Origin of the sequence: Rouxiella chamberiensis (assembly GCF_026967475.1) — a bacterium.
GTDB classification, from domain to species: Bacteria; Pseudomonadota; Gammaproteobacteria; order Enterobacterales; family Enterobacteriaceae; genus Rouxiella; species Rouxiella chamberiensis.
This window is the reverse complement of the sequence record NZ_CP114058.1, coordinates 4587802-4609097: the sequence shown is the minus strand read 5'-3', so window position 1 is coordinate 4609097 and position 21296 is coordinate 4587802. Positions and strand designations below refer to the sequence as shown.

Genomic DNA, 21296 nt, shown 5'->3' with positions numbered 1-21296 from the left:
GGGTAGTTTTCAAAAAATAAAGCGCCGCAATTGCGACGCTTTCAGACTTTATCGAGTGACGATTAGAAATCCATCAACTCGGCTTCTTTCTCGCTCAGTGCAGCATCCACTTTCTTGATAAAGATGTCAGTCATTTTCTGGATCTCGTCCTGGGAACGACGATCTTCGTCTTCGCTGATTTCTTTATCTTTCAAGAGGGCCTTGAGCTTGTCATTGGCATCGCGGCGCACGTTACGTACGGACACACGACCCTGTTCGGCTTCGCCACGTACGATCTTGATAAGATCCTTACGGCGCTCTTCCGTCAGCGGAGGCAATGGCACGCGAATGGTGCTGCCGGCAGACATCGGGTTCAGACCCAGGTCTGAAGTCATGATGGCTTTTTCGACTGCCGCAGTGATTGAGCGGTCAAATACGGAAACGGCCAGCGTACGGGCATCTTCTACGACCACGTTCGCCAACTGGCGCAGTGGCGTTTTTGCACCATAGTAATCAACCTGAATGCTGTCGAGGATACTTGGCTGTGCACGACCGGTGCGGATTTTGCTGATGTGGTTTTCGAATGCTTCCAGGCATTTACCCATGCGGGTTTCAGCATCTTTTCTGATTTCAGTTATCACGTTGCAAACCTTTGAAAACGGGTTACTTGGCAGACCATAGAGTGATTATAGTCCGTGAATAGTCATAGTGGTCGCGTTACAGAACGACAGGTTATTCGCTTTTGGAAATCAGCGTCCCTTCGTTCTCGCCCATGACCACGCGACGCAGTGCGCCGGGCTTATTCATGTTGAAAACGCGAATTGGAAGATTATGGTCACGAGCCAGCGTAAACGCGGCCAGGTCCATGACTTTCAATTCTTTTTCAAGCACGTCCTGATAAGTCAGGTGATCGAACATGGTCGCATCCGGATGTTTAACCGGATCCGCCGAGAATACGCCGTCGACTTTGGTGGCTTTCAGAACCACATCGGCTTCGATCTCAATCCCGCGTAAACAAGCCGCAGAATCGGTAGTAAAGAAGGGGTTGCCGGTACCGGCTGCAAAAATTACGACACGGTTGTTACGCAGCAGGCTGATAGCTTCCGCCCAGCTGTAGTTGTCGCACACGCCGTTAAGCGGAATGGCGGACATCAGTCGCGCGTTCACATAGGCACGGTGCAGTGCATCACGCATTGCCAGACCGTTCATGACGGTAGCCAGCATTCCCATGTGGTCGCCTACGACGCGGTTCATTCCTGCCTGAGCAAGACCGGCTCCACGGAACAGGTTTCCGCCGCCAATCACCACACCCACCTGGATGCCCAGCTCAACCAGCTCTTTAACTTCCTGTGCCATGCGATCCAGAACGCTCGCATCGATACCAAAACCTTCACTGCCTTGCAGGGCTTCGCCACTGAGTTTTAGCAGGATACGCTGATAAACGGGTTTCGCATTGGTAGCCATGGTGTCTGTCCTAAGAAGCAATGTGTCGTAATGGGATGGTCGTTTTTTTTGCATCACAAATCCTGTGATGTCATCAGACATCAGTGATATGCCTGATCGAACTGCTCGGTGATTATCTCTCCGCCAGGCGGTAGATAATTTGTAGACTGGATAAAACGGAACCGCCAGTTTCAGCGGTTCCGTTTTTATATCAATCCAGTATTAAGACTGTTTGCTCATTGCAGCAACTTCTGCAGCAAAGTCAGTCTCTACTTTCTCGATGCCTTCGCCCACTTCAAAGCGGATGAAGTTGGTCACGTCGGCGTTGTGCTCTTTCAGAACCTGAGCAACAGACTTGCTTGGCTCCATAACGAAAGGCTGGCCAGTCAGAGAAACTTCGCCGGTGAATTTCTTCATGCGGCCTTCAACCATTTTCTCTGCGATTTCTTTCGGCTTGCCAGACTGCATGGCGATGTCCAGCTGAACCTGGTACTCTTTTTCTACCACTTCAGCAGACACGTCTTCAGGCTTGACGAACTCTGGCTTGCTTGCCGCAACGTGCATGGCAAGTTGCTTGACCAGCTCTTCATCAGCGCCGGTAGCAGCAACCAGAACACCGATGCGAGCACCGTGCAGGTAGCTACCCAGCACATCGCCTTCAAGCGCAGCGATGCGACGAATATTGATGTTCTCACCGATTTTGGCAACCAGTGCGATACGCTCTTCTTCGAACTGTGCTTTCAGCACGTCGATGTCAGTGATTTTGCCAGCAAAAGCGGCATCCAGCACTTTATCGGCAAACGCCTGGAAACCGGCATCTTTGGCAACGAAGTCAGTCTGGCAGTTAACTTCCAGGATCAGACCGTAGGTGCCTTCGATTTTGGTTTTGATCACGCCGTCAGCAGCTACGTTGCCTGCTTTCTTAGCGGCTTTGATAGCGCCGGATTTACGCATGTTTTCGATTGCCAGCTCGATGTCGCCGTTAGCTTCAACCAGAGCTTTCTTACAATCCATCATGCCAGCGCTTGTACGTTCACGCAGTTCTTTTACCAGGGCAGCGGTAATATCAGCCATTGTATTTTCCTCGATTATCTCAGTGCAAAAGGGCTTTTTGCAGTGAAATATTTCTCGCATTTAAGATAAGCAAAGGGGGCCAATAAAGGCCCCCTAACCAACATATTCAATACCTGGTTAATAAGGGCAAATTACCCGTCATTTTCAATTTGCATGTGCGTTGACGCCCTCGCTCACCCCAGTTGTCTACCTTGTAAACGCCGGGGGATTCGTTCAGTTGCCGCCTTTCTGCACCTTGAAATCTATCGGGTAATTGAACAAACCTTATTATTCAGCTTCTACGAAGCTTTCTTCTGCCTGAACAGCCAGATCTTGAGAACGGCCTTCACGAACCAGTGGCAGCAACGGCGCTCAGGTACAGATTCACTGCACGGATTGCGTCATCGTTACCAGGGATAACGAAGTCAACGCCATCCGGATCGGAGTTGGTATCAACAATCGCGAATACCGGGATACCCAGGTTGTTAGCTTCTTTGATTGCAATGTGTTCGTGGTCGGCATCGACAACAAACAGTGCATCAGGAAGACCACCCATATCCTTGATACCGCCCAGGCTATTTTCCAGCTTCGCAAGCTCGCGGGTACGCATCAGAGCTTCTTTTTTGGTCAGCTTTTCGAAAGTGCCGTCTTGTGATTGGATTTCCAGATCTTTCAGACGTTTGATGGACTGACGAACAGTTTTCCAGTTAGTCAGCATACCGCCCAACCAGCGATGGTTCACGAAGAACTGGTCGCAGTTGTGTGCAGCGTCTTTTACCGCTTCGCTTGCTGCGCGCTTGGTACCAACGAACAGGATCTTGCCTTTACGGGAAGAGATCTTGGTCAACTCGGCCAGAGCTTCGTTGAACATTGGTACAGTCTTCTCAAGGTTGATGATGTGAACCTTGTTACGAGCGCCGAAGATGAATGGCTTCATTTTCGGGTTCCAGTAACGGGTCTGGTGACCGAAGTGTACACCGGCCTTGAGCATGTCGCGCATGGAAACAGTTGCCATGATAAAACCTCTATAGTAAATGTTTGGGGTTATGCCTCCACGTATCCCATGCAACCGACCCCGTAAAAAGCTGTCCGAAGACGGCGATTCCAGAGCACCCCGGCGCAGGTGTCGATACGTGTGTGTTATTACTTATTGAATCAATAAGTACACAAATGAGTGAGTATTCGGCTCAGTCACTTTTCATCCGTTGCAGCCAGACCGAAGTCTTTTTGCAGAGACAATACAGTGATTGCCGGCGCGCTTTATACCATAATTCACGGCGTAAGACCAACTAAAGTTGCACAAAAGCGCGGCGGCAGAATGATAATTTGGCAGGTCAGAACGAGGCTGATACCATAAAGCCAAAGTTAATTATTGACGACCCGCAGGCATAAATAAAGGCTGTTGAAATCAGGGTCGTCGAAAACACGACATCAGCAGGATTCTTTCATGGCAATCTCAATCAAAACACCTCAAGACATCGAAAAAATGCGCGTCGCCGGTCGTCTCGCCGCCGAAGTGCTGGAGATAATCGAGCCTTTCGTCAAACCGGGCGTCAGCACCGGCGAACTTGACCGCATCTGTCACGAGCATATCACCCGCAAACAGCATGCCGTGTCGGCCTGTCTGGGCTATCACGGTTTTCCGAAATCAGTCTGCATTTCCATCAATGAAGTGGTGTGCCACGGGATCCCGAGCGACGACCGCCTGCTGAAAGACGGCGATATCGTCAACATCGACGTGACGGTCATCAAAGACGGTTTCCACGGCGACACCTCCACCATGTTTATCGTCGGCAAACCGACCATTCTGGGTGAGCGTCTTTGCCGTGTAACCCAGGAGAGCCTGTATCTGGCGCTGAAAATGATCAAGCCGGGCATTCGCCTGCGTTCGCTTGGCAAGGCGATTCAGAAATTCGTCGAAGGCGAAAAATTCTCCGTAGTGCGCGAATACTGCGGTCACGGCATTGGTGAAGGTTTCCACGAAGAGCCGCAGGTTCTGCATTACGATGCCGATGACGGCGGCGTCGTGCTGCAAGCGGGCATGGCCTTCACTGTCGAGCCAATGGTCAATGCCGGTGACTACCGTATTCGCAGCATGAAAGACGGCTGGACGGTGAAAACCAAAGACCGCAGCCTGTCTGCGCAGTATGAGCACACGATTGTCGTTACCGAAAACGGCTGCGAAATCATGACGCTGCGCAAGGATGAGACCCTTCCGAACATCCTGACCCACGACACTGCCGCCGCACATTAAGTTTCAACCAGATTGACTCAAGCCGGCGAAATGTCGGCTTTTTTATGACGTGTCTTGTCGTTTTGTCCTCACCGTTCAATAGGCTGCGCATTTATGTCTGATTCGTTTTTGTCTCGAAACCTGATTCACCTGGCGCTGCCGCTGCCGGTTGAAATCACCCGCGCTTTTCCCGACAGACCGCCCTCCCCTTCTTCCTATCCTGACGACGAACTCAACCGCCAGTCGCTCAAGCAGCACATGGACGAATTCCAGCTGTGGCTCGCCGAGGCGTTTAACTGCGGGCAGCGGGTCGAAGAGCTGGTCGTGGCGCGGGCGCTGTATATCGATCAGATGCTGCAACGGCTATGGATTTACTACGGCTTTGACCAGATCCCCGAAACGGCAATGGTGGCGGTTGGCGGTTATGGACGCGGCGAACTGCATCCGCTTTCTGACATCGACGTGCTGGTGCTGAGCCAGAAACGTCTGGATGACGAACAGGCACAGCGCATTGGCGAGCTGATTACCCTGCTTTGGGATCTCAAACTCGAAGTCGGCCACAGCGTGCGCACGCTGGAAGAGTGTCTGCTCGAAGGTCTGGCCGATTTGACCGTGGCGACCAATCTGATTGAGTCCCGGCTGGTGTGCGGCGACGTGGCGCTGTTCCTGAATATGCAAAAACATATTTTCAGCGACGGATTCTGGCCTTCACCAACCTTCTTCCGCGCCAAAATCGACGAGCAGAACGAGCGCCACCAGCGCTATCACGGCACCAGCTACAACCTCGAGCCGGACATTAAAAGCAGCCCCGGCGGCCTGCGCGACATTCACACGCTGCTGTGGGTCGCTCGCCGCCACTTTGGCGCGACGTCACTCGATGAAATGGTCAGTTTCGGCTTTCTGACCAAGGCCGAGCGCAACGAAATCAACGAATGTCAGAGTTTCCTGTGGCGGATCCGTTTCGCTTTGCACCTGATTCTGAATCGTTACGACAACCGGCTGCTGTTTGACCGCCAGCTCAATGTGGCGCAGTTGCTGCAATATCAGGGTGAAGGCAATCAGCCCGTCGAACGGATGATGAAAGACTTCTACCGCATGACGCGCCGCGTCGGCGAACTGAATCAGATGCTGCTGCAACTGTTCGATGAAGCCATTCTGGCTATCGGCCCGAATGAAAAACCGCGTCCGCTGGATGATAATTTCCAGCTGCGCGGCGATCTCATCGATGTGCGCGACGAGACGCTGTTTGACCGTGAGCCGCAGGCCATTATCGGCATGTTCTATCTGATGGTGCGGCATCGCGAAATCAAAGGCATCTATTCCACCACTGTACGTTTGCTGCGCCGCACCCGTCGTCACATGCAAACGCCGCTTTGCATGATCCCCGAAGCCCGCGAGATTTTCATGGCCATCTTGCGCCATCCGGGCGCAGTTAGCCGCGCGCTGGTGCCCATGCATCGCCACAGCGTGTTGTGGGCCTATATGCCGCAGTGGGGCCTCATCGTCGGGCAGATGCAGTTTGACCTGTTCCACGCCTACACGGTGGATGAACACACCGTTCGCGTGCTGCAAAAGCTCGAAAGTTTCGCCGACGAAAATACCCGTCCGCGCCATCCTTTATGTGTCGATCTTTTCCCGCGCCTGCCGCAGCCCGAACTGCTGCTGATGGCCGCGCTGTTCCACGACATCGCCAAAGGTCGCGGCGGCGACCATTCGGTACTCGGCGCGCGCGACGCGCAGGAATTTGCCGAACTGCATGGCCTGACGTCAAACGAAAGCCAGCTGGTGTCGTGGCTGGTGCGCTGTCACCTGCTCATGTCGGTGACCGCGCAGCGCCGTGATATTCAGGATCCCACAGAAATTCAGCAATTTGCCGCTGAAATGCAGAGCGAAAATCGCCTACGCTATCTGGTTTGCCTGACCGTCGCCGACATTTGCGCCACCAATGAAACGCTATGGAACAGCTGGAAGCAGAGCCTGATACGCGAACTCTATTTCGCCACCGAAAAACAGCTACGCCGCGGTGCCCAGCACGCGCCGGATCTGCGCGAACGTGTGCGTCATCACCGCCTGCAGGCGCTGGCGCTGCTGCGAATGGACAATATCGACGAAGAGTCGCTGCACCGTATCTGGAGCCGCTGCCGTTCCGACTATTTCCTGCGCCACACGCCGAATCAGCTGGCGTGGCACGCCCGGCATCTGCTGGATCACGACTCGACCAAACCGCTGGTGCTGGTCAGCCGACAGGCAACACGCGGCGGCACCGAGATTTTCGTCTGGAGTCCCGACAAGCCTTATCTGTTTGCGGCAGTAGCCGGTGAACTTGACCGACGCAATCTGAGTATCCACGACGCGCAGATCTTTACCAATCGCGACGGCATGGCGATGGACACCTTTATCGTGCTGGAGCCCGATGGCAATCCGCTGGCGCAAGACAGGCACGAGGCCATCCGCTTTGCACTCGAACAGGCGATGTTGCAGGCCTATCAGCCACCGCGTGCGCGCAGGCCCTCGCCGAAGCTGCGAAATTTCAGCGTGCCGACCGAAGTCAGCTTCCTGCCGACCCATACCGACCGTCGCACCTATATGGAGCTGGTGGCGCTCGACCAACCGGGCCTGCTGGCGCGCGTGGGTGAAGTTTTCTCCGACCTCGGACTGTCGCTTCATGGCGCAAGGATTTCAACCATCGGCGAGCGCGTGGAGGATTTATTTATCCTTGCCAACAGCGATCGTCGCGCATTAGATAAGCAAACACGTCGTGAAATTGAGCGCAGATTGACAGAGGTGCTCAACCCGTTCGACAAAATATGATACAAGTAATGCTTGGGACTTTTTTCAACATCACCAAAATTTCTAAAAGAGAGCTATATGCAGCATTTACAGAACATTATTGAACAGGCCTTCGAACGCCGTGCAGACATTACTCCGGCTAACGTTGACAGCGAAACACGCGACGCGATCAATCAGGTTATCAACAAGATCGACGGCGGCGAACTGCGTGTTGCCGAGAAGATTGACGGCGAGTGGGTGACGCATCAGTGGCTGAAAAAGGCGGTATTGCTCTCTTTCAGAATCAACGACAACGAAGTCATGGAAGGCGCGGAAAACCGCTTCTACGACAAAGTTCCCATGAAATTCGCCGACTACGACGAAGCGCGCTTCAAGCGTGAAGGCTTCCGCGTAGTGCCACCGGCTGCCGTACGTAAAGGTTCTTTCATCGCGCGCAACGTGGTGCTGATGCCTTCCTACGTTAACATCGGCGCCTACGTCGATGAAGGCACCATGGTAGATACCTGGGCCACTGTCGGTTCCTGTGCACAGATCGGTAAAAACGTTCACCTGTCAGGCGGTGTTGGCATCGGCGGCGTGCTGGAGCCTCTGCAGGCCAACCCGACCATCATCGGCGACAACTGCTTCATCGGCGCACGTTCCGAAATCGTTGAAGGCGTTATTGTGGAAGACGGCTGCGTTATCTCAATGGGCGTTTACATCGGTCAGAGCACCAAAATCTTCGACCGCGAAACCGGCGAAATCCATTACGGTCGCGTTCCTGCGGGTTCTGTCGTCGTTTCCGGCAACCTGCCTTCCAAAGACGGTACCTACAGCCTGTACTGTGCCGTAATTGTGAAGAAAGTGGATGCCAAGACTCTGGGCAAAACCGGCCTTAACGAGTTATTGCGCTCCATCGACTAAACTGAAGAAGCGGGTTGATTAACCCGCTTTTTTTATGGCGTTTTCGGCTTTTCGCGCAGTAGACAGTACAGACCGTATTACCGTACAAACCGTTTTATCGTACAAAAATAACAGGAAGGTATTGCCATGTATGACAATCTGAAAGGTTTGGGGGTCAATAACCCTGATGACGTGGATCGTTACAGCCTGCGCCAGGAGGCGAACAACGACATACTGAAAATCTATTTCCGCAAAGACAAGGGCGAGTTCTTTGCCAAAAGCGTGAAGTTCAAATACCCGCGCCAACGCAAAACCATCGCCGCAGACAATGCGGGTCAGGGTTACAAAGAGATCAACGAAATCAGCCCGAATCTGCGCTACGTCATCGACGAGCTCGACCAGATTTGTCAGCGCGAACAGGTTGAAGTGGATCTCAAACGCAAAATTCTCGACGACCTGCGTCATCTTGAATCGGTGGTCGCCAACAAGATTACCGAGATTGAGTCCGACCTCGAGAAACTGACCAGCGGACGTTAAATCAATTTTGACGTTTAGAATGATGCATCGAGAAAAGCAGAAAGGTCAGGCGATTACGCACTGACCTTTTTTATTGCCCTTCGTTAACCTTATGCCGGGTTAATCTGTGTCGCCCATTTCTCGACCCAGGGCAACGCGACAACTTCGGGTTCAGGATGCTCGATGGCATCGATTTCCAGCATGTCGCCCATGCGGTTGGCCCCCTGCTCCAGAAGCAGATCGTCCATCTTGTGGCCACCGCCGCAGAAGAAATCGTAGCTGCTGTCGCCAAGCGCAATAATGCCGTAGCGCAGCTCGGGCTGATAACCGACCTTGTCGCGGATGTCGTTGTACAGAGAGGCGATGCTGTCGGGCAAGTCGCCCTGACCGGTGGTTGAAGTGATAATTAGCACAAAGTGATGGCGATAATACTGCCAGGCTTCCAGCGTACCTTCTTCAAACACTTTCACGTCATGCCCCTGCTTCTTGAGCACGGTTTCCGCCTCTTCCGCGACCAGTAGCGCGTTTCCATACACGGTGCCTACGAAAATACCAATCTCAGCCATACCGCCAACTCCCTCAGGTTATTCCAAAATTATTGACTATCCTGACCCGACTCCTGCGCAAACTCAACCCTTTCCAGCTCGCCGACACAGCCCTGCCAGCCAAAACGCTGAATCAGCTGCTGCCAGCGAGTGTCCCACGGCGCCGTGATAGACAACGGTTCGCCGGTGACCGGATGGTCGAGACGCAGGTGGCTGGCGTGGAGCATCAGCCCCGGACAGTCGAAATGCTGCGCCATGCCGCGATTCTGCTTTAAATCGCCGTGCGCGGTATCGCCGATAATGGGGTGGCGAAGGTGCGACATATGGCGGCGAAGCTGGTGTTTGCGGCCCGTTTCCGGCTTGAGCTCGACCAGGCTGTAGCGCGCCGTCTCGTAACGTCCGATTGCCACCGGCATCTCCTGCTGCGCCAGCACGCGATAGTGACTGACGGCAGGTTGCGCGGGTTTTTCGCCCTCGGAAAACTTGTCGGCTATTTTGTCCTGCTCTTCGACCAGCGCGTAGTCCACGGTGCCGTCCTGCGGGACAAAACCCCGCACCACGGCGTGATACACTTTGTCCATCTGATGCTGTTCGAGCTGCTGGGACAACATACGCGCCACGTCGCTGGACAAGGCCAGCAACAGCACGCCGGACGTCGGCTTGTCGAGGCGATGCACGGTAAACACGTGCTGACCAATCTGGTCACGCAGGGTCTGCATGACAAAAACGGTTTCATGCCGGTCGAGCCAACTGCGATGGACCAGCATGCCAGCGGGCTTGTTCACCGCAATCAGATGCTCGTCCCGATACAAAATTTCCAGCATGTCAGTCTTCTATGTTAAGCAAATCGTCGAGGCGTTGCAGCGCATTGTGCAGGCGTTCCTGGCCCGGCAGTGCGACTTCAAAATAAGGAGTAATGGCAAAACGGGTCGGCAGATTCGCTTCGGCGGCCAGCAGCGCATGCATGCGTGGAATGAGCACCCACTGCAGCCACTGCTCGGCGGACATCGTATCGACCGCGAAAGGCTCTTTACTTTCAAAGGCTTCTGGCTCCGGCGGCATAGCCTGCCATAAAGCCAGATCATGCATAACGTGCTCGATATCCTGCAATATCAAGCGGACCTGATTTTCTGTACTCATCAATCACTCTCTGCATTGAACGCGCGTGGGGGTGAGACGGCGCGATAAAAAGGGGCAAAGCATAGCACCGAAGCCGCAGCGCCCCAAGTTTCGGCTTTTCAGGCGCGGCTTACCGATGGAGTTTGTCGAACTTTGCTGCTATCCATAAATAAAGCATAGCATTCAACCATCAACTATCGGTTTTTCATACTGGTACTGCAAGCAGGCGACGGGCAAAATAGGCGCACTTTACCTATCTTGACTGTAGGACGCCCGTGAACGCCACTGTAACGCAAAAGAAACACGCCACGCCTGCCAAGGCAATGCTTGCCTCCGTCTCCGGTTATGCCATGGACGGATTCGACCTGTTGATCCTCGGTTTTATGCTGCCCGCCATTGCCGCCGAATTGGGCCTTACACCTTCGCAAAGTGGGTCACTGGTGACCTGGACGCTCATCGGAGCCGTCATTGGCGGCGTAATTTTTGGCCCTGTCAGCGACCGCTTCGGCCGCATTCGCGTACTGACTTTTACCATTCTGATGTTTTCGCTGTTCACCGGCCTGTGCGCCGTGGCGCAAGGTTACTGGGATTTGCTGACGTATCGCACACTCGCAGGCGTTGGTCTGGGCGGAGAATTCGGGATTGGCATGGCGCTGATTGCCGAGGCCTGGCCGGTGGAGAAACGCAATCGCGCTTCCGCCTATGTCGGCATGGGTTGGCAGCTGGGCGTGCTGATGGCCGCATTCCTGACGCCGCTGCTGATAGGCACTATCGGCTGGCGCGGCATGTTTTTGGTAGGATTACTGCCTGCCCTCGCCTCTTTCCTTATCCGCCGCACAATGGGCGAACCCGAGGAATTCGTTAAACAGACCGCCACGCAGCAGCAAGACTCGCTGCTGACCCGCCTGCGCCTACTGTTCAAGGACAAGGCCACCACGCGATGCTCGATAGGCATTTTGATCCTGACCTCTGTGCAGAAACTTCGGCTATTACGGGCTGATGATCTGGATGCCGAGTTATCTGGCGAAAAATTTCGGCTTCTCGCTGACAAAATCCGGGCTGTGGACCGCTGTCACCGTCATCGGCATGACCTTCGGCATCTGGCTGTTTGGCGTGTTGTCTGACCGCTTCCCGCGCTGGAAGATTTTCCTGATGTATCAGATTGGCGCAGTGGTCATGGTGGTGTGCTATGCGCAGTTGAAAGATCCCACCTTGATGCTGTTTGCGGGCGCGGTAATGGGCATGTTCGTTAATGGCATGATAGGCGGGTACGGCGGACTCATTTCCGACAGTTACCCGGTCAATGTGCGCGCAACGGCGCAAAATGTTCTGTTTAATCTGGGGCGTGGCGTAGGGGGATTCGGTCCATTGGTCATCGGCTTGCTCACCTCGCAAATTGCCTTCACGGCGGCGATTACGTTGCTGGCGGCGATTTATTTGCTGGATATCTATGCAACGCTGTTTTTATTGCCTAAAAAACAGGGTCAAAAAGAGGACACGCTCGGGGCGATTGGATGACTAAGAGTCGCCTTGTCAACGAGGTGAAACGCGAGGTTCAACGCGTGTAAAAAAGTTGGGGGTACTGTTTGCACAGTACCCCCGGTTCGTTTTATAGCAATCCAGCTACCTGTGTGCTCCCTGCTCAATCCGTGAAAACTTGTCCAATGGTTATCCTAACCAGCCATCCGTTGCAGCGTCCTACTTTCATCCTGACTGCTCGTCCTTGTCATCCTGACGTCATCCCTTAGTCTTCCTGACCCACCAAACTCCTGTTTTGGCTCTCAATCTCCATCCTGGAGGTGTCCCTTGTTTCATCCTGAAACGTCCTGGCATGCTCCGATGCCGTCCTGACTCATCCTGAGTCTTCCCCTACTTAATGAAGAAGCCATCATCCTGATGTGCTGCTTCATGCCTTCCTTGCGGCAAAGTAAGCATCGTCGATTTTTGGCGTTGAGACAAGGCTAGCGATACGACTTACGTAACCCTTACATACTGGGGAGGAGTAACGAAAACCGTTAATTAATTGATTTTAAGGATTTTAAATAATTCAGGATGAAATTATTAGCATTAAATATAAGAGATCGCTTACAGCGTTTGTAAGAGATCTCTCACAAGGATGTGAGCTAATTTTCCCCTGTATTCAGTCAGGGGATTTGCGGGACGAGCATTGTAAGGAATTCTGCCAGCGAAGACGAGAGAATCGTGCGCTTTTTACTGCCGAACTGTTCAAGTACGACTTCACCGCTGAGATTACATAATGAGACTAGCATCAATTCCGATTCCGTGGTGCCGAGAAAAATCGTCGGCGACAGCTTGAGACGCTTTTGTGTCAGCAGATGGCCAATGAGATTTTCCTGCAAACGAATAAAGTCGTCTTCGCTCCACACCTGTACCAGCGTGAAATCGTGATCCAGATAACTGGCTGACATATCACCGGCAAGCTGGGTGGTATAAAAGGCATGGGCTTCGGGGCGAAGTTGCAAATCAAAGGCCCTTTCAACGTTTTCAAGCTCGGTTTTCAAAGGAAAAGGCTGCGGCAACCAGAAGACCTCGTCGTCGCTGCTTCTGATGGCGCAAGGCGACGCCACACCAAACAGCGCTTCGCTGCAAGGCGCACTGCCGGTTTTCTGCTGCCAGAGGTCTACATAGCGCTGAGTAAAACCCCGCAGGGCGTCTGATACATCATGGTCCATATTTTTTCTCATCTTCCGGGTCGGCAGTGCGTTAAACTAGGGAATACGCATTTTGTTTTTGTATTGTACCAATCTCTTATCAAGGTGACAGCATGTCCTCCTATCAGGATAACCCCGCTCTTTCAGAACTGACGCTCGGCAAAGCCACGCCTTATCGCGATCGTTACGACGCCACCCTCTTACAGGCCGTGCCGCGCAGCATGAACCGCGAGCCTTTGGGCCTTTATCCAGACTCGCTGCCTTTTCACGGCGCAGACATCTGGACGATGTACGAACTCTCCTGGCTGAATGCCAGAGGACTGCCGCAGGTTGCCGTCGGCGAAATAAGCCTGGATGCCGACAGCGCCAGTCTTATCGAATCCAAGAGTTTCAAACTCTACCTTAACAGTTTCAACCAGACAAAATTCGATGACTGGGCGAGCGTGCGCCAGACGCTCGAGAAAGATCTCTCTGCCTGCGCCCAGGGCAGCGTAACCGTCAGTCTGCGTCCTCTCCATGAAGTTGAAGGCTCGCCGATTGGCCGCTTTGCGGGCATCTGCATCGATGCACAGGATATCGAGATAACCGATTACGGTTTCAGCACCGACTATCTAAACGACGCGACCAGCGACAAGATTGTTGATGAAACGCTGGTCAGCCATTTGCTGAAATCGAACTGCCTGATAACCCATCAGCCTGATTGGGGTTCGGTGCAGATTCAATATCGCGGCCCCGCTATCGATCGCGAAGCGCTGCTGAGATATCTGGTGTCTTTTCGCAATCACAACGAATTCCACGAACAGTGCGTAGAGCGTATCTTCAACGATCTGCTGCACTTCTGTAAGCCGACGCGCCTTGCCGTGTATGCCCGTTATACGCGTCGCGGCGGTCTGGATATCAATCCGTGGCGCGCGAATTTCCTGTTTGAGCCGACAACCGCGCGACTTGTCAGACAATAATTTCGAGCTTTGCTTAATTACTGAGCTAACGACCAGAGAGCAATGGTAAAAGCCCATGGACAGGGTTACTGTTAAAGAATAACAAGTACGCATAGCATCTTTAACACGGCGTTAATAAGGAGCAACTTTGATTACACATATTAGCCCGCTTGGCTCAATGGATTTGTTGTCTCAGTTGGAAGTGGACATGCTCAAGCGCACCGCGAGCAGCGACTTATATCGCCTCTTCCGAAATTGTTCTCTGGCTGTGCTCAACAGCGGCAGCCAAACCGACAGCAGCAAAGAGCTGCTCGATCGTTTTGAAAACTTCGACATCAACGTATTGCGCCGTGAACGCGGCGTAAAACTCGAGCTGGTCAACCCGCCGGAAGAAGCTTTTGTCGACGGACGCATTATCCGCTCCTTGCAGGCCAACCTGTTTGCCGTGCTGCGCGATATTCTGTTTGTGAACGCGCAGCTCAGCACCGCTGGCCGTTATCAGGATCAGGATCTTTCAAGTTCGGCGCATCTTACCAATCTGGTGTTCTCCATTCTGCGCAACGCCCGTACGCTGCACCTGGATGAAGACCCGAATATGGTGGTGTGCTGGGGCGGACACTCCATCAATGCGGTGGAATACCAGTATGCGCGCAATGTCGGCAGCCAGTTGGGCCTGCGCGAACTGAACATTTGTACCGGTTGCGGACCCGGCGCGATGGAAGCCCCCATGAAAGGCGCGGCTGTCGGCCACGCGCAGCAACGTTATAAAAACAGCCGTTTTATCGGTATGACCGAACCTTCCATCATTGCCGCCGAGCCGCCTAACCCGCTGGTGAACGAGCTGGTCATCATGCCCGATATCGAAAAGCGCCTCGAAGCCTTCGTGCGTATTGCTCACGGGATTATTATCTTCCCGGGCGGCGTAGGCACGGCCGAAGAGCTGCTTTACCTGCTGGGTATTCTGATGGACCCGGCCAACAGCGATCAGGTTCTGCCGCTGATTTTGACGGGTCCTAAAGAGAGTGCCGACTACTTTAACGTCCTTGATGCCTTTATTCGCGAAACGCTGGGCGACGAAGCGCAAAAACACTACACCATTATCATCGATGATCCGACCGAGGTTGCACGCCAACTGAAAAGCGCGATGCCGCTGGTAAAAGAGAATCGCCGCAACAGCGGAGACGCCTACAGTTTTAACTGGTCTATTCGTATTGCGCCCGACTTGCAGTTGCCGTTCGATCCGAGCCACGAAAACATGGCCAACCTTGACCTGCATCTCGACCAGCCGCCCGAACATCTGGCTGCTGCGCTGCGTAGAGCCTTCTCGGGCATCGTGGCGGGCAATGTCAAGGAGGGCGGTATCAAAGCTATCGAGAAACATGGGCGCTTCAAGCTGCATGGCGATCCTATTCTGATGAAAAAGATGGACAGCCTGTTACAGGGTTCGTGGCGCAGCACCGCATGAAACTGCCGGGCACCGCGTATGTTCCGTGTTACGAGATCTGTTCGTAAGCGCCCTGCCGCCTACTTTCCTCTCCTTCCCCTGTACAAAACAACAGGGGAAGGCATTTGTTGAGCGATGCCTCGCAAACTTTGTTTTTAAGCACTCATTACGTCACGAGTTCAATGCCAACCCGCCGATTTACTGATAACCTCTCTGCATGAAAATTCACTTACTTATCATAGACGCGCTGAATCTTATTCGACGCATTCATGCTGTTCAGGGATCGCCCTGCGTGATCGCCTGTCAGAGCGCCGTGAATCAGTTGATTCAGCATTCGCAGCCTACCCATGCGGTTGCGGTGTTCGACGAAGACGACCGTCACGACAGCTGGCGACACCAGTGCCTGCCCGATTACAAGGCTGGCCGCACGCCAATGCCCGACAACCTGTTCGCCGAAATGCCCGAACTGAAAGCCGCCTTTGAACGCCTTGGCGTTGCCTGCTGGCACTCTACGGGTCAGGAAGCCGACGATCTGGCCGCCACGCTTACCGCCAAGGTAGCCGGTGCTGGTCATCAGGTAACAATTGTCTCTACCGACAAAGGATATTGTCAGCTGCTGGCGCCCGAGGTGCACATCCGCGACTACTTCCAGAAACGCTGGCTGGATATGCCGTTTGTGCAATCGGCTTTCGGCGTGTTGCCGACCCAGCTTTGCGACTACTGGGGACTTACCGGCATTAGCAGCAGCAAGATACCCGGCGTGCCCGGCATTGGCCCGAAAACCGCCGTTACCCTGCTAGGCGAGTATCCAACACTGGAAGCGCTTTATGAGAATCTGCATGCGGTGCCCGAAAAGTGGCAGAAGAAACTTCGAGAAAATCAGGAACTGGCCTTCACCTGCCGCCGTGTCGCCACGTTGCAAACCAATGTCGCACTGAAAGGAAACTTGCAGGAACTACGGCTCAGAGCAGAGCCGTAGTTTAGAGATTCACACCCCATTCGGGAGCTGACACTAGTCAGTGACTGGGGTGAGTGAGCGCAGCCAACAAAGCTACAGCGTCAAGGACGACGAAGACAATCCTCTAAGTCATTGGCGTTGTAGCAAGGCGGCAAGAGCGTCGAATCCCCGGGAGCTGACACTGGTCAGTGACTGGGGTGAGCGAGCGCAGCCAACAAAGCTACAGCGTCAAGGACGACGAGGATTTAGTAGCGCTCGTCTCTGCGTCCAGGAACCGCAGACCAAAAACGGCGCACATGAACGGTCACTTCTTCGCGATCGTGATACAGCTGCTTGGCGAAAATCTCGACGTTGATGTCTTTTTCCGCCAGACGCGCTCTCATGTGATCCAGAATCTGCGAGACTTCCTCATAACGCTTTTTCATTGGCAACTTGAGGTTGAAAATCGCCTCGCGGCACCAGCCGTTGACCAGCCAGTCGCCCATCAATGCGGAAACCTTGGCTGGCACTTCGACCATATCGCAGACCAACCAGTAAATGTTGCTGCGGGTTGGCTTGTATTTGAAACCGTCTTCGCGGTGATGCGTGACCTGTCCGGTCATCATCAGGCTTGGTGCCATCGGACCATTGTCGATAGCATCAACCATCATGCTGCGCTGTACCAGCTGATAGGTCCAGCCGCCCGGACATGCGCCCAGGTCGACGGCATACATGCCGCTTGCGAGACGTTCGTCCCATTCGTCTGCCGGAATAAAGACGTGAAACGCCTCTTCCAGTTTCAGCGTTGAACGGCTTGGCGCATCGGCCGGGAACTTAAGGCGCGGAATACCCATATAGAACGGCGAGTTGTTGTTGCTGTAGGAGTAACCCACATAGCAGCAGTTTGGCGCGATAAAGAACACATGCACCACCGGGCGCTGGGCGTTCTCTTTCTTGCTCAACACGCGCTGCTCGCGCATGGCGGCACGCAGCGGCACCGTCAGCTTGCGGCAGAACTTGGTCAACTCCTTGCTTTCGTTGGTGTCGGCCACTTCCACGCGCAGCTCGCCGCCGTTGGTCACAACACCCTGCAACATGCCGACAATCGGTGTAACACGGTCTTCCGGCGGCAGATCTTTCAGCAGTTCGCCGACAACAATCATCTGACGAGCGAAAATCAGCTCGCGAAAAGGAATTTCTTTAGCCAGACGATCGGCATCTTCAAGCTGATAGCACTCAAACAGTACATAGCCGCTGTCTTCTTTTACACGTGCAAAGCCGAAAATCTCCAGCGCGGCCGCTTTGGCAGTAATTTCAGCCGCACATTCTTTCTCGAAGCCAGAACGGCAATAGAGTGCAAGTTTATTATTCATGGCGTTGTGCCTTTTGTCCCAGACGCAGCGCGCCGACTAACATCAATATCCAACCGATCAGGAAGAAGGTTCCACCGATCGGGGTAACGAAGACCCATAGTTTGAGTCCTGACAGCGCCAGACAGTAAAGACTGCCGCTGAACAATACGGTGCCAAGCGCCAGACAGGCGCTGCTCCAGTAAAACCAGATACTGCTGCGGCGCTGCATGGCAACGCCCAAAGCCAGTATCGCGAGCGTATGAACGCTCTGGTAGTTTAATCCGGTCTGGATCCAGGCCATTTCGGCGGAACCCAGTGACTGACTTAAAACATGTGCCCCAAAGGCGCCAAAGGCGACATATACAAAGCCGCTGATGGCGGCAAAAATCAACATTGCACGGCTGGTCATCTTTATCGTTATCCTTAAAGGGCCGCTATAGTTGCGGCTGATCGTAACGGAAACGCAATCTTTCTTGCTCACTGGCGGCACGCGCCAGGATCCACTGTCGAAAGGCGGCTATTTTACCCAGTTCTCGCCTGACTGTCATGACAAACCAGATAAAAAGCATTTTTACTGATTAAAACTTCATTAAACGGGCAAACAAGACGCCCGGCTTCAATTTCGGTTTGCGCCATGACATTGTTGGCAAGCGCGACGCCCTGCCCGTGAACCGCTGCCTGCACAACCATTGCGCTGTGGCTGAATATCGGCCCCTGCTGAACATTGATATGCTGCAAACCCAGTTGCTTGGTATAGGCAAGCCAGTCCCGACGTGAAGCATCGTGCAGCAGCGTATGTCTGGCTAAATCCTCCGGCGTCTTCAGCGGGTTATCGCCCATCAGCAGCGAAGGCGCACAGACCGGCAACAGGTATTCGGCATATAACCGCTCGGTACGCAGACCCGGCCAGTTTCCGCGGCCATGGAAAATCGCGACGTCGACGTCGTCCGATAATTTGTCTTCATCGCGGTCGACGGCCTGAATGCGCACGTCGATTCCCGGATAAGCTGAGTTAAAGCCAGCCAGTCGTGGAACCAGCCACTGAATGGCAAAGCTTGGCGGCAAACTGACGGTCAGTGCGCCCTTGGCGCTGCGCGCCTGAAGCTTGCGCGTTGCCTCGTTCAGCGCCGAGAAAATTTCTTTTATGTCGAGATAATAACTCTGGCCTTCTTCGGTCAATAAAAGCGAACGATTACGCCGACGAAACAGTTTTAAGCCTAAAAAGTCCTCAAGTGACTTGATTTGGTGGCTTACTGCCGCCTGAGTAACAAAAAGTTCTTCGGCAGCTTTGGTAAAGCTCAGGTGTCGAGCGGCCGCGTCAAAAACACGTAAAGAGTTAAGCGGGGGTAAACGTTTAGACATGAAATGGATACTTCTCATTCAGGCCGCGAGCCATAGGCGCGTAAGCGGAATTAGTTATTAGTTTTTTTAATCCGAGACATTATAAATTGTCCATTGAGGATGTACAGGCAAAAACCTATAGTTGCGCAACTTCCAGTGGCCGGAACGAAAAGTAGAAAGGTATGAGGATGCCTTGATGCTTTTGGCTTGTGGTTGTGATGTTGTGTTTGTATTGTCTGGCAATCCAGACGCGTAGCCTGATAGCTACAAAATTTTCACTTCCTGTACATTACCCTGTCTGTTCAAAGTGATTTTTTAGCACCGCAATTTGCGGTGCTTTTTTTGTCCGGAGCAAGGCAAAGGTGCCGCAGCCTGTGGCCGGACACCTTTCAAGGCTTAGTTGCCTTTAACCATCTCTTTGACTTCAGATTTGTTGATCTGCTGCTTGTTACCATACGCATCCGTGTAGCTGATCATACCGGTATCACTGTCAGTGCTTGGTTTACCGTCTGCGACGATGGTGCGACCATCGTTGGTGTGCATCACATAGTTGCTTGAACAGGCAGCAAGGGTACCGGCAAGTAAAACAGCGGAGACTACGGCGAAGATCTTCTTCATAATTAACTCCTGTAGATTAAAATGCTTGAATTCGCGGCTAAAGTAGCCACGAAAATTCGTCAGTCATCGTAATTCAGCATAACAAGCATCTGGTATATTTCCAGTTAAGCATTCCTAAAGGTGATATAAGCCTCGATTTTGTTATATTCGCCTTATCGAACAGTTTTACACGGGACGGCACAAACCTCCGCCCTACCAGGATTTCTATTATCATGACGCCTTTTGATTTCGCCGACTTTCGCCGCCATTTTCCAGCGCTTGCGGCAGACAATAGCGACACGCCGTGCTATCTCGATAGCGCTGCAACCGCGCTGACGCCGCAGCCGGTCATCCAGGCGACGGTGAATTATTATCAAAATGCAGGCGCTACGGTGCATCGCAGTCAACACAAGGCGGCGCAGTCTCTGACTCAGCGCTTTGAACAGACACGTGCGCAGGTTGCCGAGTTCATCAATGCGCCGCGTGCAGAAGATATTGTCTGGACCCGTGGTACCACGGAGTCTATCAATCTCGTTGCACAGAGTTATTTACGTCCGCGCCTGCAGCCCGGCGACGAAATTATTGTCAGTCCGTTCGAACATCATGCCAATCTCGTTCCGTGGTTGATGCTGGCCGAACAATGCCGGGCGCGTGTCGTTACGCTGCCCCTCAACGATCAATATCTGCCGGACATCACCGCGTTGCCCGCGCTGCTTTCCTCGCGTACCCGTTTGTTGGCGCTGAGTCAGATGTCCAATGTCACCGGCGGACAACCGGATCTCGCCGCCGCCATCGCGCTGGCCCATGCCAATGGCACGCCGGTTCTGGTGGATGGCGCACAGGGCATCGTGCATGAAGCGGTCGATGTTCAGGCTTTGGATGTTGATTTCTATGCTTTTTCCGGCCATAAACTTTATGGCCCGACGGGCATTGGCGTGCTGTATGGCAAAAGCGATCTGCTGGAATCGATGGTGCCGTGGCACGGCGGCGGCAAGATGCTCACGCAAACCACCCTGCAGGCGTTTACGCCGCAGCAGGTACCGCAACGTTTTGAAGCCGGCACGCCGAATATTGCCGGCGTACTCGGCCTGTCTGCCGCAGTGGCGTGGTTACAGACCTTCGACCGCGTGGCCGCCGAACAATATAGTGTCGCGCTGGCCGATGCCGCCGAAAAGGAACTCGCCAAGATTGCAGGCTTTCGCAGCTTCCGTCATGCCGGATCCTCCGTGCTGGCCTTTGATATTGCCGAGGTGCATCACAGTGATATCATCGCCCTGCTGGCCGAAAAAGGCGTGGCGTTGCGCGCGGGGCAACATTGCGCCCAACCGCTCACCGAAGCGCTGGGTGTGAGCGGCACCCTTCGCGCCTCCTTTGCGCCTTATAATACCTTGCAGGACGTCACGCGGCTGGTGGCTGGCGTGCACTTTGCCCTCGAACTGTTAGCCGATTGAAATG

General features: G+C 53.6%; 17 protein-coding genes and 4 pseudogenes. 9 read left to right on the top strand and 12 right to left on the bottom strand.

Annotated features, from left to right (window positions below; translation table 11 throughout):
- Positions 1-62: 62 nt before the first annotated feature.
- From frr to rpsB, 4 genes and pseudogenes are all read right to left on the bottom strand, one after another.
- Complete coding sequence (gene frr, locus O1V66_RS21545) at positions 63-620, bottom strand: ribosome recycling factor (protein WP_045049457.1); 558 nt, start codon at positions 618-620, stop codon at positions 63-65.
- 91 nt (positions 621-711) lie between these two features.
- Positions 712-1443, bottom strand: a complete 732-nt coding sequence (pyrH, locus tag O1V66_RS21540) for a UMP kinase (RefSeq protein WP_045049458.1) — start codon at positions 1441-1443, stop codon at positions 712-714.
- A 201-nt stretch (positions 1444-1644) separates the two neighbouring features.
- Positions 1645-2496, bottom strand: coding sequence for a translation elongation factor Ts (gene tsf / locus O1V66_RS21535; protein WP_045049459.1), 852 nt, complete (start codon positions 2494-2496; stop codon positions 1645-1647).
- 267 nt (positions 2497-2763) lie between these two features.
- A pseudogene (gene rpsB / locus O1V66_RS21530) lies at positions 2764-3490 on the bottom strand (30S ribosomal protein S2).
- 432 nt (positions 3491-3922) lie between these two features.
- On the opposite strand from rpsB, the gene map reads away from it, so the two are divergent.
- The 4 genes from map (at position 3923) to O1V66_RS21510 (ending at position 8917) form a co-directional block, all read left to right on the top strand.
- Positions 3923-4729 (top strand): type I methionyl aminopeptidase, encoded by an 807-nt coding sequence (map, locus tag O1V66_RS21525; RefSeq protein ID WP_045049460.1) that lies wholly within the window; start codon positions 3923-3925, stop codon positions 4727-4729.
- A gap of 108 nt (positions 4730-4837) precedes the next feature.
- Entirely contained in the window at positions 4838-7519 is a 2682-nt protein-coding gene (gene glnD / locus O1V66_RS21520) for a bifunctional uridylyltransferase/uridylyl-removing protein GlnD (RefSeq protein WP_414058491.1), read from the top strand.
- Between the two features lie 57 nt (positions 7520-7576).
- The gene (dapD, locus tag O1V66_RS21515) at positions 7577-8401 is read left to right on the top strand and encodes a 2,3,4,5-tetrahydropyridine-2,6-dicarboxylate N-succinyltransferase (RefSeq protein ID WP_045049462.1); all 825 of its coding nucleotides are present in this window, start codon (positions 7577-7579) and stop codon (positions 8399-8401) included.
- A 126-nt stretch (positions 8402-8527) separates the two neighbouring features.
- Complete coding sequence (locus O1V66_RS21510; RefSeq protein ID WP_045049463.1) at positions 8528-8917, top strand: DUF3461 family protein; 390 nt, start codon at positions 8528-8530, stop codon at positions 8915-8917.
- 89 nt (positions 8918-9006) lie between these two features.
- On the opposite strand, the gene O1V66_RS21505 is transcribed toward O1V66_RS21510, so the two are convergent.
- From O1V66_RS21505 to O1V66_RS21495, 3 genes are read right to left on the bottom strand one after another with little or no spacing between them, the layout of a single operon-like run.
- Positions 9007-9462, bottom strand: coding sequence for a flavodoxin (locus tag O1V66_RS21505; protein ID WP_045049464.1), 456 nt, complete (start codon positions 9460-9462; stop codon positions 9007-9009).
- Between the two features lie 29 nt (positions 9463-9491).
- Entirely contained in the window at positions 9492-10265 is a 774-nt protein-coding gene (gene truC, locus O1V66_RS21500; RefSeq protein WP_045049465.1) for a tRNA pseudouridine(65) synthase TruC, read from the bottom strand.
- A 1-nt stretch (position 10266) separates the two neighbouring features.
- Complete coding sequence (locus O1V66_RS21495) at positions 10267-10581, bottom strand: YqcC family protein (RefSeq protein WP_045049466.1); 315 nt, start codon at positions 10579-10581, stop codon at positions 10267-10269.
- A gap of 302 nt (positions 10582-10883) precedes the next feature.
- Here O1V66_RS21495 and O1V66_RS21490 point away from each other — a divergent pair.
- Positions 10884-12078, top strand: a pseudogene (locus tag O1V66_RS21490) (MFS transporter).
- Between the two features lie 626 nt (positions 12079-12704).
- On the opposite strand, the gene syd reads toward O1V66_RS21490, so the two are convergent.
- On the bottom strand, positions 12705-13253 hold the full coding sequence (gene syd / locus O1V66_RS21485; protein ID WP_045049468.1) for a SecY-interacting protein: 549 nt from the start codon (positions 13251-13253) through the stop codon (positions 12705-12707).
- Positions 13254-13345: 92 nt separating this feature from the next.
- Here syd and queF point away from each other — a divergent pair, with 92 nt between their 5' ends.
- The 3 genes and pseudogenes from queF to xni all read left to right on the top strand — a co-directional run bounded on the left by queF (position 13346) and on the right by xni (position 16593).
- Entirely contained in the window at positions 13346-14191 is an 846-nt protein-coding gene (gene queF / locus O1V66_RS21480; RefSeq protein ID WP_045049469.1) for an NADPH-dependent 7-cyano-7-deazaguanine reductase QueF, read from the top strand.
- Between the two features lie 127 nt (positions 14192-14318).
- Positions 14319-15682: pseudogene (ppnN, locus tag O1V66_RS21475) on the top strand (nucleotide 5'-monophosphate nucleosidase PpnN).
- A gap of 149 nt (positions 15683-15831) precedes the next feature.
- On the top strand, positions 15832-16593 hold the full coding sequence (xni, locus tag O1V66_RS21470; RefSeq protein ID WP_045049471.1) for a flap endonuclease Xni: 762 nt from the start codon (positions 15832-15834) through the stop codon (positions 16591-16593).
- Positions 16594-16817: 224 nt separating this feature from the next.
- On the opposite strand, the gene rlmM is transcribed toward xni, so the two are convergent.
- The 4 genes and pseudogenes from rlmM to O1V66_RS21450 form a co-directional block, all read right to left on the bottom strand.
- The gene (gene rlmM, locus O1V66_RS21465; protein WP_045049472.1) at positions 16818-17924 is read right to left on the bottom strand and encodes a 23S rRNA (cytidine(2498)-2'-O)-methyltransferase RlmM; all 1107 of its coding nucleotides are present in this window, start codon (positions 17922-17924) and stop codon (positions 16818-16820) included.
- Positions 17917-18312: a DUF423 domain-containing protein gene (locus O1V66_RS21460; RefSeq protein ID WP_045049473.1), complete on the bottom strand. Its 396-nt coding sequence runs from the start codon at positions 18310-18312 to the stop codon at positions 17917-17919. Before O1V66_RS21460 ends, rlmM begins: the two co-directional genes overlap by 8 nt.
- Positions 18313-18337: 25 nt before the next feature.
- Positions 18338-19265 (bottom strand): annotated as a pseudogene (locus O1V66_RS21455) (transcriptional regulator GcvA).
- Between the two features lie 375 nt (positions 19266-19640).
- Positions 19641-19862: a YgdI/YgdR family lipoprotein gene (locus O1V66_RS21450; RefSeq protein ID WP_045049475.1), complete on the bottom strand. Its 222-nt coding sequence runs from the start codon at positions 19860-19862 to the stop codon at positions 19641-19643.
- A 212-nt stretch (positions 19863-20074) separates the two neighbouring features.
- Here O1V66_RS21450 and csdA point away from each other — a divergent pair, with 212 nt between their 5' ends.
- The gene (gene csdA, locus O1V66_RS21445) at positions 20075-21292 is read left to right on the top strand and encodes a cysteine desulfurase CsdA (protein ID WP_045049476.1); all 1218 of its coding nucleotides are present in this window, start codon (positions 20075-20077) and stop codon (positions 21290-21292) included.
- Positions 21293-21296: the final 4 nt, after the last annotated feature.